Origin of the sequence: Prevotella sp. oral taxon 306 str. F0472 (assembly GCF_000257925.1) — a bacterium.
Lineage (GTDB): Bacteria > Bacteroidota > Bacteroidia > Bacteroidales > Bacteroidaceae > Prevotella > Prevotella vespertina.
In genome coordinates this window covers 53311-70105 of record NZ_AJIN01000009.1, presented here as the reverse complement: position 1 = coordinate 70105, position 16795 = coordinate 53311, and the positions used below count along the sequence as shown (strand labels likewise).

Here is a 16795-nt window from a genome sequence, read left to right as displayed (position 1 = left end):
CTCCTAAGAATCACGCCCCTAACTCCTAATAAAGAACAATGGAAAATCAATATAAAAAGACCTTCCCCGACCTCATGGTAGGGAAGAAAATCATCTATGTACACGGCTTCATGTCAGCCGGTTCCACCCACACAGCACAAATACTAAGGGACTATATGCCCCAAGCAACCGTCATTGCACCCGACTTACCCATACATCCTGAAGAGGCAATGACGCTCCTTAGGAATCTTGTTAAAGCCGAGCAACCCGACTTAATCATAGGTACTTCCATGGGCGGAATGTACACCGAGATGCTATATGGCACCGACCGCATTTGCGTGAACCCTGCTTTTCAGATGGGCGCAACCATCACTGAGAGTAATATGATGGGCAAGCAAGTATTCCAGAACGTACGTCAAGACGGAATACAAGAGGTCATCGTGACCAAAGCACTCGTCAAGGAGTACAAGGATATGACGGAGAATTGCTTCAAGCAGGTTGACGCCAAGGAGCAAGAACGTGTCTTCGGACTATTCGGCGACGCTGACCCTATCGTACACACATTCGATCTCTTCAGCCAGCATTACCCACAGGCTATCTACTTCCACGGCGAACATCGGCTCATTGAGAAGGCTATCTTCCATTATCTCATGCCTGTTATCCGGTGGATTGACGACCGACAGGAGGGGCGCGAACGGCGCACGGTTCTCATTGACAAGGATACGCTTGCGGACGCATACGGCAAACCGAAGTCGAGCTTACACAAGGCTTATGAACTATTACTCGACAATTACAACGTCTATTTCGTTTGTCCTGCACCCACCAATCAGCCCTCTGCTATCAGCGAACAACAGGCTTGGATAGAGGAAACCTTCAGTGCGCCGGCATGGAATCATGCTATTTTCACCAACCAGCCGCAGCTCCTATACGGCGATTACCTTATTAGTAGCACCGCCCATGACGACTTCCTCGGTACGGCACTCCGCTTTGGCAGTGACGAATTTAAGACGTGGGAAGACGTTATCACTTACTTTGAACGATTGGGCGGACAGTGATTTAGGCGCATTACTAACGCATTTCCGCTTCGTACCTAACGCATTTTAAAACCATTCCTAACGGGTTTGCTATCCGATTCTAACGTATTAAAAAAACGTTCCTAACGGGTTTGCTATTCGTTTCTAACGGGCATAACCTCCGTAACTAACGCATATCCCATTCATAACTAACGTGCATGACATTCGTTTCTCATGTGTATCTCATTCGTTTCTCATGTGTATCCCATTCGTTTCTAACGTGCCTTATTGTTGTTTCATCATGATGAGACATTCGTTTCATCATGATGAGACACAAGTTTCATCGTGATGAGACACTCGTTTCACCATGGTGAAAATAGCGCAACTCACGTCACTAAAAGACGGAACACGCCTTAGAAACGATTGGCAGACGCAGGGAATAACAATTCAACACGTATTGTGTAGGAGGGAGAAACGTATTGCGTAACAACGTTATTCGTATTCTGCAAGAACATAAAACATAACAATCAGAGAAACAAGAAAGGCTTATCAACGATGGCACACGAACTCTTCACACGTATTGCTGATATTCTCACGGCTCCGTCAGAAGCCCAAGCACGCATCATGCACGAGACGCTTGTCATAGCGTGTTACGAGGGCTTGAAAGAGACGAAACATGGTTTTGGCAACCTCTCATCGCAGGTGGAGGCTCTTTGCAGACTGCATCATATTGCGCCGAAGGACGTTGTGGCGATTCACAAAATGCGTCGGCACAGCAATTCCGCAGCCCCTATTCTGCCCGACGACATCGCTTATGATTGTCGAGCACTCGCCCTCTTCGTCTCTGCCGTATTCCAGGAAGCCATCCCCGATACGCTTGTGGGCAAGCTGCCAACGCACGGGCGCATCACGGAGAACATACAGATTGCGAACTACCGATACATCCGTTGCATTGTTAGGGAATGGGATGAGCAGACGATACTGGTTGCCGTAATCAATCAAGACAGCAGTGAGGAGTTATTGACGGTGGACTATATGAACACAGCCGAGTATGTGGACTTTAGTTATCTGCGCTCTCTTCTGCGTGAGGGAATGCAACTCAACTTACTTGATTGCACTGTCACACGCAAGAAGGTGGTTCCACGTCTGATAGTCGTAGAGCCTGATTATCTCGTAGACATATCCTCCATCGCTAATTGCTTTGAGAGTTATGGGCACCACCCACTGCTCTTTACGGTAAAGCGGATGGGCGAGCGACCTAATAACAAGCATATCGTACTGGGTAACTTTGCGGGTTCTGCACTCGACGATATCATCAATCATCCCACAGACTATACCATCAAGGACACTTTCCGTTCGAACTTTCGAGAGAAGGCGTTGGACTTTGCCACCTGTCCCGACTTCAATGCAGTGGAGTTTAAGCAAGCCGCTGAACAACAGGTAGCGAATATTCAGGAGATAGTCAACGAGTTATTCCAGTCGTTCGAGCGTGAGAAAGCCATCTTAGAGCCGTCTTTCGTGTGCGAACGATTAGGTTTGCAGGGACGAATAGACCTCATGACAACCGACTTAAAGCTGTTAGTTGAGCAGAAATCTGGTAAGAATATCTTTATTGAAAGGCAGTATAAGAACCCGCATGGCTCGCTCCATGTGGAGAAGCATTACGTGCAGCTCTTGCTTTACTATGGTATATTGCAATACAACTTCCAGCTGAATCCAAAGGATGCACACATAGAATTAATGTATTCGAAATACCCTCTCCCGAACGGACTACTTGAGGTTGAACCGCTACAAAAGCTCATTCGTGAGGCGATAAAGTTCCGTAATCAAGCCGTGGCAACGGAGTATTGGATGGCGGAGAATGGCTTTCATCGTTTATTGCCACTACTGACTCCGCAGGTGCTGAATGTTGAGAAGCAGAATGATGTGTTCTATCAACGATACCTCTTACCACAACTTACGGAGGTGCTCGCACCCCTTCATCAGCTAAGCGAACTGGAGCGTGCTTACTTCACACGTATGATGACTTTCATTATTAAGGAGCAACTGGTATCGAAGGTGAGCGCACAAGAGGGCGTGGGGAATAGTAATGCCGACCTTTGGAATATGCCTCTGGCGGAGAAGAAGGATACGGGAAATATCTACACGGGACTTACGATAACGGATAAGAGCTGTAGTAGCTCGTTCAACGGATATGATACTATTACGCTCAACGTACCGCAACAGGGCATAGACTTCCTCCCGAACTTCCGCAGGGGGGACATGGTTTATCTCTATGCGTATAAGAAGAATGAGGAACCGGACGTGCGTAAGAGTATTCTTTTCAAAGGCTCTTTACAAGAGATACATACTTCGTCTATCGTAGTGCACCTCAATGACGGGCAACAGAACCCGAATCTTATAACTGGAGAGTGCTTTGCCTTAGAGCATGCAGGGAGCGATATTGGGGGAACATCGGCTATTCGTAGCCTCTATACCTTCATCACCTCTGATGTGGAACGGCGGCAATTACTCCTTGGACAGCGTGCGCCACGTGCTGACAAATCCCTTGTTTTGTCGCGTAGTTACCACCCCGATTACGATGAAATCATCTTGAAGGCAAAGCAGGCACAGGACTACTTCCTCTTGATTGGTCCTCCTGGAACGGGTAAGACTTCGCAGGCTCTGCAATATCTTGTGCGTGAGCAACTGGCTGAAAAGCCCAAAGTTCAAAGCACCAAGCCCAATGATCAAAGCCCAATGGTCAATGGTCAAAGCTCTATCCTCCTCCTTGCTTACACGAATCGTGCTGTTGACGAGATATGCAATATGCTTTCTGAGCACGAAATAGATTACATCCGCATTGGTAACGAGTACAGTTGCGATCCGAAGTATAGTGACCATCTCTTGCAAGAGGTGCTTGATGAGAATACAACCCTCAATAGTATTAAGTCCACCCTATCAGAGGCGCAAATCATTGTAGCCACTACCTCGACCATGAATAGTCGTTCGGCTCTCTTTAACATCAAGCACTTTGACCTCGTCATCATTGATGAAGCGAGCCAAATACTAGAGCCGAATATCGTGGGAATACTGACTGCCCGACAGGAGGAGAGGCGTGCGATAGATCGGTTTATATTAGTAGGCGACCATAAACAATTACCTGCGGTGGTGCAACAACAGGGGGAGGCTGATGTGGAGAATACATCGTCTGTACTTGAGAACATCCATCTTTCATCGTGTGCCAACTCCTTATTTGAACGCCTCATCCTCACTGAAAGAGCAGCTGGAAGAACCGATTTCATAGGGACGCTACACAAGCAAGGACGTATGCACCCCGATATTGCCGACTTTGCTAATCGTAAGTTCTATGCAAAGGAACAGCTGGAATGTGTGCCGTTAGCCCATCAGTTGGAAACGGAACTATCTTATAACGAGGAGAGCGAAGATGCTTTAGACAATGCGCTAAAGGCACATCGCATGATTTTCATTCCTTCTATGCCTTGCAAGCAACTGAACATTTCAGAAAAGGTAAACACTGACGAGGCACGAATCATCGCTGACCTATTGCGTAGATTGTACCGACAAATGAGCAAGGACTTCGACCCACAGAAGTCGGTTGGCGTCATCGTTCCATACAGGAATCAGATTGCTATGATTAGAAAAGAGATAGAGCGGCTGGAGATTCCTGCTCTGGAGGATATTAGCATAGACACAGTGGAACGCTATCAAGGTAGTCAGCGTGATGTAATTCTCTATTCATTCACGATTCAGAGTCGTTATCAACTCGATTTCCTAACGGCTAACACGTTCTATGAAGAGGGGCAACCAATAGACAGAAAGTTGAATGTTGCTATCACAAGGGCACGCAAACAACTCATCTTAACAGGCAATGAGTCTACGCTAAGACAGAACCAACTCTTTGCCGAACTGATTGATTACATAAAAGAAAAAGACGGTTATGTAAGGTTTCACTAAGATGAGATAAGGACTCATCTTAGTGAAACTTTACTGAGAGAGACGAATGATATACCACCATTACGGCATTATATATTCCCGTTACGATTAGCTAAATCCAGCACATCCTTGCGTGTTGTCACCTTGCCCTTGTACTCTCCACTCTTCGATCCGTTCTTCCATACGAAATTAAAACGCATCTCGACGTGGTGCTCATCAATGCGACGAAGATAGACAAAACTGCCTTTCTGGAAGAAGTGATCATCGTAGGTATAGAGTCCTTTTACGACAGATCCACCTACTGTCCAGTCTCCTGATTGGGTCAAATCAACCTGCTTTCCCAGCTGACTCAATGGTATGGAGAATCCAACAAACTCTCCCGTTAGATTAAGCGGACAATTGATAGAGGCTTCACCATTAAATTCGCTGTAAAGTACTGGACTGATTTTGTTGTCGTCATCATCGTCACTACTGCAAGAAGCAAAGCTGAAACACATTGTAAGAGTAAACACACTCGCTAAGAGGGCATAAGCCCATTTCTGTAAGTTTTTAGACATAATGGTAATTATTTAGGAGTTTATTATCGCCTACAAATGTACAATAATATATTGAGAAAGTAACGGAATCCCAATGATAAAACGTCATAGCCCGTGAGGATATACTCACCTTTACATTGGATTCGGGCTTGAGATTTGCGAAATACTACCACGAATTATGGTCTAAAGAACGATTATTCGACTGATTTTCCGTAACTTTGCAAACAGAATAAAACGACAAACAAAGATGAAGATAGAAGCACAAATTACCGCTGCGGCACGAGCAGCTGTCAAGGAGTTATATGGTGTTGAGGTACCAGAGAAGATGATTCAACTACAGAAGACACGTAGTGACTTTGAAGGAAACCTTACGCTTGTCACTTTCCCACTACTGAAGACTTCACACAAGAAGCCCGAAGATACGGCACAGGAAATAGGTGAGTACTTGAAGACGAATTGTAAGGCTATCGCCGACTTCAACGTTGTGAAGGGTTTTCTTAACCTCGTTATTGCTCAAGCGGCATGGGTGGGTTTGTTGAACGACATTAATGCGAATGAGAAGTTCGGTGAGAAGTCAGTGACAGAGAACAGTCCGCTTGTTATGATTGAGTACTCTTCACCTAACACGAACAAGCCTCTCCACCTTGGACATGTGCGTAACAACCTCCTCGGATGGTCGTTGGCACAAATCATGGAAGCCAATGGCAATAAGGTAGTAAAGACGAATATCGTCAATGACCGTGGTATCCACATTTGTAAGTCTATGCTTGCTTGGCTGAAGTGGGGCAATGGTATCACCCCTGAAAAGGCTGGCAAGAAAGGTGATCACTTGATTGGTGACTTCTATGTACTATTTGATAAGCACTTCAAAGAGGAGTGCAAACAACTGCAAGAGCAGTATGAGAAGGAGGGTATGACACCCGATGATGCGAAAGCAAAAGCCGAACAAGAGGCTCCATTGATAAAGGAAGCACACGAGATGCTCGTTAAGTGGGAGCATAACGACCCAGAGGTTCGTGCCTTATGGGAGAAGATGAACAGTTGGGTTTACGCTGGATTCGATGAGACTTACAAGGCTTTGGGCGTTGGATTCGATAAGATCTATTATGAGTCAAATACCTATCTCGTTGGTAAGAAGAAGGTGGAGGAAGGACTCGCCAAAGGGCTCTTCATTCGTAAAGAAGACAACTCTGTATGGGCTGATCTCACGGATGAAGGCTTAGACCAGAAGCTCCTTTTGCGTAAGGATGGCACCTCTGTTTACATGACACAAGATATTGGTACGGCGGAGATGCGCTTCAACGACTTCCCTATTGATAAGATGATTTATGTCGTTGGTAACGAACAGAACTATCACTTCCAGGTGCTTTCAATCCTCTTGGATCGTCTGGGCTTCAAGTGGGGTAAAGACTTGGTACACTTCTCGTATGGTATGGTTGAATTGCCAAATGGTAAGATGAAGAGTCGTGAGGGTACCGTTGTCGATGCCGACGACTTGGTAGCGTCAATGATAGAGAACGCCAAGACACTCAGCGAGGATAAGGTAAATAAACTCGAAGGAATTACCGAGGATGAGAAGAATGAGATAGCACGTATCGTTGGTATGGGTGCGCTGAAGTACTTTATATTAAAGGTGGATGCTCGCAAGAATATGCTCTTCAATCCAGAAGAGTCAATCGACTTCAATGGTAATACAGGTCCATTCATCCAATACACCTACGCTCGTATCCGTAGTATTCTTCGTAAAGCAGAGGCACAGAGCATTGCTCTTCCAGCATCACTCGCCGATGACGCACCATTGAACGAGAAAGAGATTGCGCTCATTCAGAAGCTCAACGACTTCGGTGCAGCTGTTGCACAGGCTGGTATAGACTATAGTCCAAGTGGTATTGCTAACTATTGCTACGAACTGACCAAGGAGTTCAATCAGTTCTATCACGACTATAGCATCCTTAATGCAGATACCGAAGCAGAGAAGATCACCCGCCTCGTACTGGCTAAGAACGTAGCTAAGGTGATTAAGAATGGTATGGCATTGCTCGGCATAGAGGTACCAGAGAGGATGTAGAAGCCCCACAACAGAGGAACACAAAGTCTGGACATATACTATAATAAAAGGTAACAATGGTTAGGACTGAGTGTTCCCACTACCTTTAGAAACCCTTTAATGTTTTATTCATACACGATATGAGATATTTTTTCGCTCCCTTGTTATTCTGCTTGTTACTGATTCCAACATATAGCTCTGCACAGAATAACGACTCATTAACAGTATCAGACAAGGAATATCGGGCAGCTGTAGAAAGGCTCGTAATGGTATCTGGCGGTCGGAAAGCACTTGAAACAAGCTATCCACTACTAATGGAAAGCCTAAAGAAGATGTGTTATTACGTCCCAGATGAGATTATGAAACAAATAGAAGAGAAGTTCAGAACCATTTTCTTCGATAATATAAATGAGCTATATGTGCCTGTTTACAAAAAGTATTATACGTTAGAAGAGCTGAAAGCGTTCGCTGACTTCTTTGAAACTCCATTAGGGAAAAAGGTGGCAGCAACGACACCTCTACTTACAAAAGACCTATTCGAAGCAGGTCAAGAAGCAAGTAAAAATATTATCAAAGAGGTTCTCAAGGATCTAAACTTAGATGAAAAGGAGTCTTCAGAGAAGTGATATTGAATTGTTTATAAGCAGATGAACACTTTACACAACCCTCCTTCGTATCGCAATGACACTGTACTTCCACTACCAATGGGTGTTCGGGCTTCAGCTTGGGCTGTCGATGCAGCCTGCTCTGGCAACCCCGGTCCTATGGAATATCAATGTGTTGACCTGCAAACAGGAGCTCAAATCTTCCATTTCGGACCAGTACAAGGTACGAATAACATTGGTGAGTTCCTCGCTATTGTACATGCTTTAGCCTTGATGGAGAAGCAGGGAATCAAGGACAAGGTCATCTATAGTGATTCGTATAACGCCATTCTGTGGGTTAAGAAGAAGAAGTGTAAGACGACATTAACCCGTAATTCCGCAACAGAACAGCTGTATCAAATCATTGCACGGGCAGAACAATGGCTCATGACGCACAATGTCATCACTCCTATTATCAAATGGGAAACAAAGCAATGGGGCGAGATACCTGCGGACTTCGGTAGGAAGAAATAATAACATCAGTCTCAGCAAGAGAAGGGAATATCTAACAACAATGTTGTAGATAATATGTGACTGCATTAGGGAATACAATCTCATCAGTTACAACAAAAGCTCCAGTAAGTCGAAACTTGCTGGAGCTTTTACTATATTATAAGGTGATAAGTAACCTTATCTTATGGTTTTCTATTTATCCGTAGATAATGTTGCCGTTCTCGTCCTTATACTCATCAAGACCCTTCTCATAGGTTGCCATGGCACGAAGACTCATACCAACATTAGAGAAGCCACCATCGTGATAGAGGTTCTGCATCGTCACCTTACGAGTGAGGTCAGAGAACATTACGATACAATAGTCGGCACATTCATCCGCACTAGCATTGCCCAATGGAGACATGCGATCGGCAAAGTCGAAGAGTTTATCCATACCCTTTACACCAGAACCAGCGGTTGTCATGGTTGGTGACTGCGATATGGTATTGATACGAACATGGTGCTCACGACCATAAATATAGCCAAAGCTACGAGCTATACTCTCAAGTAAAGCCTTTGCATCAGCCATGTCATTGTAACCATAGAACGTGCGCTGAGCAGCTACATAACTCAATGCAACGATTGAACCATACTCGCTGATCGCCTCGAGCTTCTTAGCACTTTGAATCATCTTATGGAATGATACAGCTGAAATGTCAAGTGTTGTATCAAGCAACTTATAATCCAAATCATCATAAGTGCGGTGCTTACGAACGTTAGGAGACATACCGATTGAATGGAGTACGAAGTCAATCTTACCGCCAAGTATCTCCATTGAACGCTTAAACACGTTCTCCAAGTCTTCTACATTAGTAGCATCTGCAGGAATAACCTCGCAATTTAACTTCTCAGAAAGGGCACTCACCGTACCCATTCTCACAGCGACAGGAGTGTTAGAAAGGGTTATTGTTGCACCTTCTTCTACTGCTCTTTCAGCTACTTTCCATGCAATTGACTTGTCATTGAGGGCTCCAAAAATAATACCTCTTTTACCTTTTAATAAGTTGTAACTCATATTCTTCGTTGTTCAAATTTGGTGTAAAGGTAAGAAGAAAAGGTCGATTTGCCAAGAGTTTATAGATAAATAACGTCATTCGTACTATCTAGATAAGACAAATCAAGTGGTTACATAACATTAATAATGGTGTTTATGTTCTCGGTCGTATGCTGTAATCATGCGCTTAATCTGCTCTATCTGGGCTCTATCGTAAGGAGGAAGATCGGCTTCTTTCAGCTTCTTCTCGACCAGAGATAGCAGTGTTTCTTTATTTTGATAGAACGTTAAATGCGGGTTAGCACCATGTTCCAAAAGACAGACAACGATGGGATAATGCTCGCTTATCATCGCTAGAGCAACAGCTGGAGGGTTGTTGTAAGCAATGTCATCTATCGTGTATTGACCTTGATAATTTACATCTGCACCATAATTCAACAATAGCTTTACCATAGGAAGTGTGCTCCATGAAGCAGCCTCACTCAATGGTTCTACACTGATCGTGTCGCCTGCATTGGAAGAAAGTATCCGTTGACACTCTTTCAACCGAACACGCATTGGCTTCACCATAGCCCCATGGCGCAGTAATTCCTCTGCTATCTTGAGTTGCTCTTCACTGGGACTCTCCTTATTACAAAGGCTTATCAACGCGGTTTTTCCTTCACCCCATTCATAGAGGTTAGGGTTGGCACCATGGCGCAACAAGGTTCTTACAGTAGCTAAATGACCATCCATGCAAGCAAACATCAACAGACTTTGACCATAAATAGTGTCCTGATAATTCACAAGTGTTGGTTGAGTGGATAAGATACGATTGATCTCCATCGTATCATTAGCCTGCACCGCAGTGGCAAGTTCGGCAACAGGTGTATTGCGGAATATCCTATAATCATACTCATCCAATGTAGAGGGATCAACAGGACGAAGACTTATCCAGGTTATTAATAAGCTGATAATCAATATGAGAAAGGCGTGAGGAAGAATTGAGATATACGCTTTATGATAACGTCGATACAGAGCACCACTCAACTTAACAACGCCTATAAGCCACAAAGAATAGGAATTAATGAGGAAGAAGATACCGAGAGCCTCCAATTCACTTGGCGGATTGTCAAATAAGAAGATAGACCCATAAAATACTAACGGAGCCAACAGAACGGGCGAAAGAAATACCCAAGATAGGACTCTTAGCCATAGAGGAAGGTTTTTGTCAACGATACTTTTTTCCATAAAACGATATAAATTATCTGCGACAAAGATACTATTTTCTGCTGTATATCTATACTATAAACGTTGGGAAAAGGTTGCTGTCAATCTTAAAATATAGCCAATATTGTGAGGAAAGAGCATTTAGAATGACAAAGAAAATGATAGTGTGATTGCAAACCTCAAAACGATTGAATAAGAACTAAGCCTCTCTTTACCTCCACGAAAGGCTTTCTTCCCTATGAGCAAAGCCTCCTCTTCACAAGAACTAAGGCTCTCTTGCTGAAGACATGCACATACCTTATTAATTAGGTAATCAAAAGGTATCGAGGAACTATATGCCAGTTAGCTTCTTTTCTTCATATTCTTGCTCGCTAATCAGCACTTCTGTTGCTTCTTGTTGCTTGTTATCTTCTTCATTATCAGAGAGCAATAAGAGGAAATCATAGTCTTCCAAATCACAAACGACACCCTTATCTATACAGAACGAATCGGTGACATTCCCCGCCTCATAACGCAAGTAATAGTTTACACCATTACTCTCTCCATGGATAAATTGCCTGACTTTCGATAGTTCATATTCATCTATCATGTGTTCCATGAAAGCCTGCACCTTAGGAAGATAAGACCTTGCATTACCAGTGGACATTATCAAACTAATGTGTAAATAAAAATACTTTGCATGTGGATTGAAAGTCAGCTTAGAGTCTCTAGACCCCAACTCATGGTGAAGATAATCCTCTAATCGCTCAATGATAGTCGCACACAAATTCCTTGCCGTGGCTTCAGGCAATGACAAACAAACACTCCAAACCATCACTGGACTAAATTGCCAAGTATTCATAGGATCATCTAATGAGCAAACATAACGTACCCGATTCCGCAAGAAACTATGGTAGACTAGCTTCTTATCTGTCACCTCCTTATCCAATGCTCGCACAATCTTTGCAAACTCCCGCTCGGCATTTGTCAACGACGAGAACAATATAATAAGAGCTATCAACACCATCTGTATCAATTCTCCCCAGTCTTCTACACCCAGCCATGCCATCACTTTCCACAGCAAGAACACCATTACAATAAGCATTCCTACCAACTTAACCACTCTTAAAAATATCTCTTTCACCATCTCTTAACCCTTTGAACTGAAGGAAACCATGGTTAACACACACCTAATGGACATAAAGGTATATAAAAAAAGCTTGATAATCAAGAGACTATCAAGCTATCTTCTGTACCCATACCCGGTACAAGGTAGTGAAAACAAGAGAAATGAAAAGAATATATAATGCTGATAATCAGCAATTTGCATTTTTCTTATTTTTGCCAAATTAGCCCATTTTTGCCTGTTTTTGGTTAGATAGTACACTTTTAGTACACTTTGATATTCGAAACTTTTTAGTATCTTTGCAAAATAAGAAAGCATCTGAAAATAAACGAGTTAATGATTTACTCGGTCTGATACACATTTAGGTACATAACTATCAATTATGGCAAAGTTAGAGAATAAAGCAAAGGAAAACCCGAAATTGGAGCAAAATGTGCTTGTTGATGGTCGGATTAGTCTCTATTTGGAGTATTATCTCGGTAGAGAAGAAACGCCTGTTTTAGACGATAATGGTAATCCTGTTTTGTATGAAACAGGTAAGATGATGGGCAAGCCCAAAGTTCACATCAAACACAACAGGCGAAAAGAGAATTTGCAGTTGTATTTGATAGCCAAGCCCCGTACCCCTGCCGAGCGACAGCAAAATAAAGAAACACTTGAATTGGCTGCTAAAATTCGTGCCGAGCGTGAACAACAGTTTAAGGAAAGTATGCTTGGCTATCGTTTGAAAAAAGATAGGAGTATTAACTTCTTAGACTACTATCAGGCTTACATTGATAGCTATACCAAGAAAGACCTGCGAATGATAAAGATAGCCTTGAATCGTTTTAAAGACTTTCTGAAAGAGCACTACCCTCTCTATGAGTATAGTATCAAGCCCGATCTGATAACCAAAGAAATGATGGAACGGTTTGTGGAATATCTGCAATCGCGAAGTGTTGGTGAAGGTGCAAAGAGCATCTACCAGCGTTTCAAGAAAGTGGTGCGTTATGCTATCGACCATGAAGTGATGTTGAAAGATCCATGTAAGGCTGTGGTGTGCAAGGTCGATGAGCAGATTTTGCGCAAGGATGTGCTGTCTATGGACGAAATCCAATCTTTAATTCAATGTCATTACGACAACGAGAATCCCAATGTCAGACGAGCCTTTATTCTATGCCTATATTGTGGTTTGCGCTTCTGCGATGTGAAAGATCTAACCTATAAGAACATTGATTACACCAATCGCCTATTGAAGTTTGAGCAGAATAAAACCAAAGGACATTCTGCCAATAGTGGTGTGGTTATCCCTTTGAACGATGGTTTGCTTTCATTGATAGGAGAAGCTCCCGAAGACTTAGATACTTCCATTTTCAATTTACCCACATACGAGAGTTGTTGCAAATCCGTAAAGCGATGGGTAAAGCGTGCAGGTATCAATAAACACATCAGCTGGCATTGTGCCCGCCATAGTTTTGCCGTGAATATCTTGAATAATGGTGCCAATATCAAGACCGTTGCAAGTCTTTTAGGGCATAGCGGATTGAAGCATACCGAGAAATATACTCGTGCTGTGGATAAGTTAAAGTCGGAGGCTATTAATAGTTTGCCAGAATTGAAGTTATAACAAGAAAAATGAATTAAAGAACATTTTTTTGATTAGTAACAACCATCTTTTTACTCAAAAGAGATACATTCTGAAAAATAATGAGTAATTTTATGGCGTAATCAAGTTACATAAGTATGGAACGCAAGAAAATAAACCGTTTAAAGGTGGTTCTCGCAGAAAAAGGAATGACCAATAAACAACTGGCAGAAATCTTGGATAAAGACCCTGCTGTTATATCAAAGTGGGTAACGAATGTTGCCCAACCCAATGTTGAAATGTTCATTCAGTTGGCAAAGATATTGGGAGTGAGAGTTGATGATTTGTTGTGGACAGAGGATATTTAATCCTCATATATAAACGAGTATCGTGATATTAAGATGAAAGATCAAATATTCATAAGTCATGCGACACCAGAAGATAATGACTTTACCATATGGCTCGCTTCTCGTTTAGAAATGCGGGGCTATCAAGTATGGATTGACAAAAATGGACTTCTTGGAGGAGAACGTTTCTGGCAAACCATACAGACAGCAATTTACTCCTCTCGAAAAGTTTTGCTAGTTTATTCTAAAAATATCGTACGTGATGGTATATTCAAAAAAGGTATCGAAGATGAATTAGAATATGCCAAAAGTCTTGTAGGAATAAAGAATGACACAGAGTTTGTTATTCCGTTACATATTGATGATTCTGCATATAATCTTGTAATTGGATTACCCAATATCAATCATATCCCATTTGTTGGGAACTGGGCAAAAGGATTGGTACAGCTATTTAAGAAGTTAGATAAAGATGGAGTAACATATAGTACAGATATAGAATCTTCACTATCAAATTGGTACGAAACTTCATATTCGACCGATTCATCAATTGTCTTGAAGAAAGAATTATACTATACTTCTTGGTGGAGTGTAAAATCAATTCCCCAGAAATTTTACATGTATCAATTCCTCAATAAAGAACAGGCTACCTATATTCGACAAGCGAACATAAATATTCCTATAGCTCAATTGGCAAATACATTATCTTCTTTTGATGATAGATTGTCATATCTAATAGATAAAGAGGGACAAAGTTTTGATGTTCATCCACAGTCGGTATATTCTTTCTCTCTCGAACAAATTTTATATGGCTTCAATTCTGATAGCTTCCCTACACACAAGGATGTAGTAAATCATTTTAAAGATTTCTTGAGATATTTAATCTCGGAAATTATTAGGAATAAAGGTTATCGCAAAACGGAGCTATCTAATAAAAAATATGTTTTTTATCGACCTATATATAAGAAAAAGCCAATCCCCATTCATTTTAAATATAAATACTCCTCAAAAAACAAAAGAAAATCATTAGGTGGCAGATATAAAGATAAAGGCTTTTGGCATTACGGAATATCCATACAACCAATCGTTCATCCTTTTATTGGGGCTTCTATTAAGTCGCATTTGATATTTACTCAAGATGGGGTGAATATTATAGATAATGATTCAACTCAACACTCTTACCGAAGAAATAAAGGGAAAACCTTTTTCAATGAACAATGGAGGGATATGCTGATAGCACTTTTATTTTCTTTACAAGATAATAATGAAGAGATAAAGCTTTCAGTAAGCCAGTCTAATGATATGCTTGAAATGAAAAATTGGACAGAAACCTTTTGGAGTGAATATGGCTATTATGACCCATGTAGCACCATGAGTGAAGATGACATTGTAGACTTGATAGATGAAGATAAAACAGAATGATAGAGCCAATTATTAAATACATAGAAGAACCATTTCTAACATTTGGCTGTAACCAAAAGGCAATAGACCCGAGAGATGGCCTGATGTTATTTGGCCCTTTTGACAAGACGAAGTTAAAAGGTTCAATAACACTGGGTATTATTGGACCCGCAGCGGCACGATTATCTATGACAGATTATCTTAGAAAACTGCATGAACAAATACTGCCAATTAAAGATTCTAAAAAGTATCCTATTTTTCCTGGAATTGAATCTACAATGGGGATAGCTGTGAATTTTGGAAATATACCGCAAATAGATGTAAAAGAAGAAAATATTAAATCGGCTTTAAGACATACAAATGCACATATTCGCATTCATGAACTTGTGAATTTATATGTAGATCCTTTGATGGCTTACATGAAAGAGGAAGAAATTCCCGTGAACCTTTGGTTAGTAGTTATTCCAGAAGTTATTTTTACTTATGGCCGACCACAATCAAAAATTAAGAAAGCTGAGGATAATATACACACTAAGTTTTCAAAAGAGATTTTAAATCCAAATAATCAGAATCTCTTTCCCGAGTTTCAGAAAGAAGATGATAAAATAAGGGAAGCTTATGAATATGAAATAAATTTTCACAACCAGTTAAAAGCAAGACTGTTAGGGAGTAATATAGCGACGCAAATTATCAGAGATTCAAAAATATCAAATATTGGATTGTCTGAAAAACAAATAGAGAAAGAAGAACAAGTTAGAACTGCAAAAGCTTGGAACTTAGCATCTGCCATATATTATAAGCTTGGAGGACTGCCATGGAAAATGGGGGAGGTTCGAGAAGGAGTCTGTTATTTAGGATTAGTTTATAAAAAAACTGATGAAAAAAACAGGAATGCCTGTTGTGCGGCACAAATGTTCCTTGATTCTGGAGATGGTATGGTATTTAAAGGCAATGTCGGACCTTGGTGGAACCCACAGACCAAAGAGTTTCATTTGTCAAAAGAGGATGCATATAATATAATAAGCCAATCATTAGAATCATATTTTAGTAAATTTGGATCCTATCCATCAGAAGTGTTTATTCATGCAAGAACATACTTTGATGATGCAGAGTGGGCAGGTTTTGAAGAAGCCTCATGTAACAAATCAAAAATAATTGGTGTAAGAATCAGAAGTAACAACACCTTCAAATTGTATCGGCAATTTTCTTATTGTGTGCCGCGAGGACTAATGCTCCAATATGATGAATATAAAGCCCTTTTGTGGACCAAAGGTTATATTCCAAGGTTTAAAACTCAAATTGGATTGGAAACTCCGAATCCTATTGATATTCAAATCACCCGTGGAAATGCAAATATTGATATTGTTTGCAAAGATATTATGAGTTTGACAAAACTCAATTATAATGCATGTATTTATGGAGATGGATTACCTGTAACATTAAAATTTGCAGACTCAATAGGAGAAATATTGACAGCAGGAAAAGATTTAGACACAGGTGTATTACCTTTTAAGTTTTATATATAAAATTG

The 16795-nt window shown here is 41.4% G+C and carries 13 protein-coding genes; 9 read left to right on the top strand and 4 right to left on the bottom strand.

Annotation, left to right across the window (positions count from 1 at the left end; translation table 11 throughout):
- The first annotated feature begins 38 nt into the window (after window positions 1–38).
- On the top strand, window positions 39–1034 hold the full coding sequence (locus HMPREF9969_RS00520; RefSeq protein ID WP_009433928.1) for a YqiA/YcfP family alpha/beta fold hydrolase: 996 nt from the start codon (window positions 39–41) through the stop codon (window positions 1032–1034).
- Window positions 1035–1547: 513 nt separating this feature from the next.
- Window positions 1548–4949, top strand: a complete 3402-nt coding sequence (locus HMPREF9969_RS00515; RefSeq protein ID WP_009434016.1) for a DEAD/DEAH box helicase — start codon at window positions 1548–1550, stop codon at window positions 4947–4949.
- Window positions 4950–5017: 68 nt separating this feature from the next.
- Here the strand turns inward: HMPREF9969_RS00515 and HMPREF9969_RS00510 are convergent, their stop codons facing one another.
- Window positions 5018–5485: a hypothetical protein gene (locus HMPREF9969_RS00510; RefSeq protein WP_009433973.1), complete on the bottom strand. Its 468-nt coding sequence runs from the start codon at window positions 5483–5485 to the stop codon at window positions 5018–5020.
- Between the two features lie 226 nt (window positions 5486–5711).
- On the opposite strand from HMPREF9969_RS00510, the gene argS reads away from it, so the two are divergent.
- From argS to HMPREF9969_RS00495, 3 genes are all read left to right on the top strand, one after another.
- Window positions 5712–7532: an arginine--tRNA ligase gene (gene argS / locus HMPREF9969_RS00505; RefSeq protein WP_009433929.1), complete on the top strand. Its 1821-nt coding sequence runs from the start codon at window positions 5712–5714 to the stop codon at window positions 7530–7532.
- 119 nt (window positions 7533–7651) lie between these two features.
- Complete coding sequence (locus HMPREF9969_RS00500; protein ID WP_009433972.1) at window positions 7652–8137, top strand: DUF2059 domain-containing protein; 486 nt, start codon at window positions 7652–7654, stop codon at window positions 8135–8137.
- 21 nt (window positions 8138–8158) lie between these two features.
- A complete protein-coding gene (locus tag HMPREF9969_RS00495; protein WP_198005069.1) occupies window positions 8159–8629 on the top strand; it encodes an RNase H family protein in 471 nt (156 codons plus the stop codon).
- A 175-nt stretch (window positions 8630–8804) separates the two neighbouring features.
- Here HMPREF9969_RS00495 and HMPREF9969_RS00490 read toward each other — a convergent pair whose 3' ends face one another.
- From HMPREF9969_RS00490 to HMPREF9969_RS00480, 3 genes are all read right to left on the bottom strand, one after another.
- A complete protein-coding gene (locus HMPREF9969_RS00490) occupies window positions 8805–9662 on the bottom strand; it encodes an enoyl-ACP reductase (RefSeq protein WP_004384535.1) in 858 nt (285 codons plus the stop codon).
- A 120-nt stretch (window positions 9663–9782) separates the two neighbouring features.
- Window positions 9783–10871, bottom strand: a complete 1089-nt coding sequence (locus tag HMPREF9969_RS00485; RefSeq protein WP_036894450.1) for an ankyrin repeat domain-containing protein — start codon at window positions 10869–10871, stop codon at window positions 9783–9785.
- Window positions 10872–11181: 310 nt separating this feature from the next.
- Window positions 11182–11976: a hypothetical protein gene (locus HMPREF9969_RS00480; RefSeq protein ID WP_009433907.1), complete on the bottom strand. Its 795-nt coding sequence runs from the start codon at window positions 11974–11976 to the stop codon at window positions 11182–11184.
- Between the two features lie 361 nt (window positions 11977–12337).
- On the opposite strand from HMPREF9969_RS00480, the gene HMPREF9969_RS00475 reads away from it, so the two are divergent.
- The 4 genes from HMPREF9969_RS00475 to HMPREF9969_RS00460 all read left to right on the top strand — a co-directional run bounded on the left by HMPREF9969_RS00475 (window position 12338) and on the right by HMPREF9969_RS00460 (window position 16790).
- Entirely contained in the window at window positions 12338–13561 is a 1224-nt protein-coding gene (locus HMPREF9969_RS00475) for a site-specific integrase (protein WP_009433911.1), read from the top strand.
- A gap of 116 nt (window positions 13562–13677) precedes the next feature.
- Window positions 13678–13887, top strand: a complete 210-nt coding sequence (locus tag HMPREF9969_RS00470; RefSeq protein ID WP_004381194.1) for a helix-turn-helix transcriptional regulator — start codon at window positions 13678–13680, stop codon at window positions 13885–13887.
- Window positions 13888–13920: 33 nt separating this feature from the next.
- Window positions 13921–15285: a toll/interleukin-1 receptor domain-containing protein gene (locus HMPREF9969_RS00465; RefSeq protein ID WP_009433915.1), complete on the top strand. Its 1365-nt coding sequence runs from the start codon at window positions 13921–13923 to the stop codon at window positions 15283–15285.
- Window positions 15282–16790, top strand: coding sequence for a hypothetical protein (locus HMPREF9969_RS00460; protein WP_004381192.1), 1509 nt, complete (start codon window positions 15282–15284; stop codon window positions 16788–16790). The genes HMPREF9969_RS00465 and HMPREF9969_RS00460 overlap by 4 nt, the downstream gene beginning before the upstream one ends.
- Window positions 16791–16795: the final 5 nt, after the last annotated feature.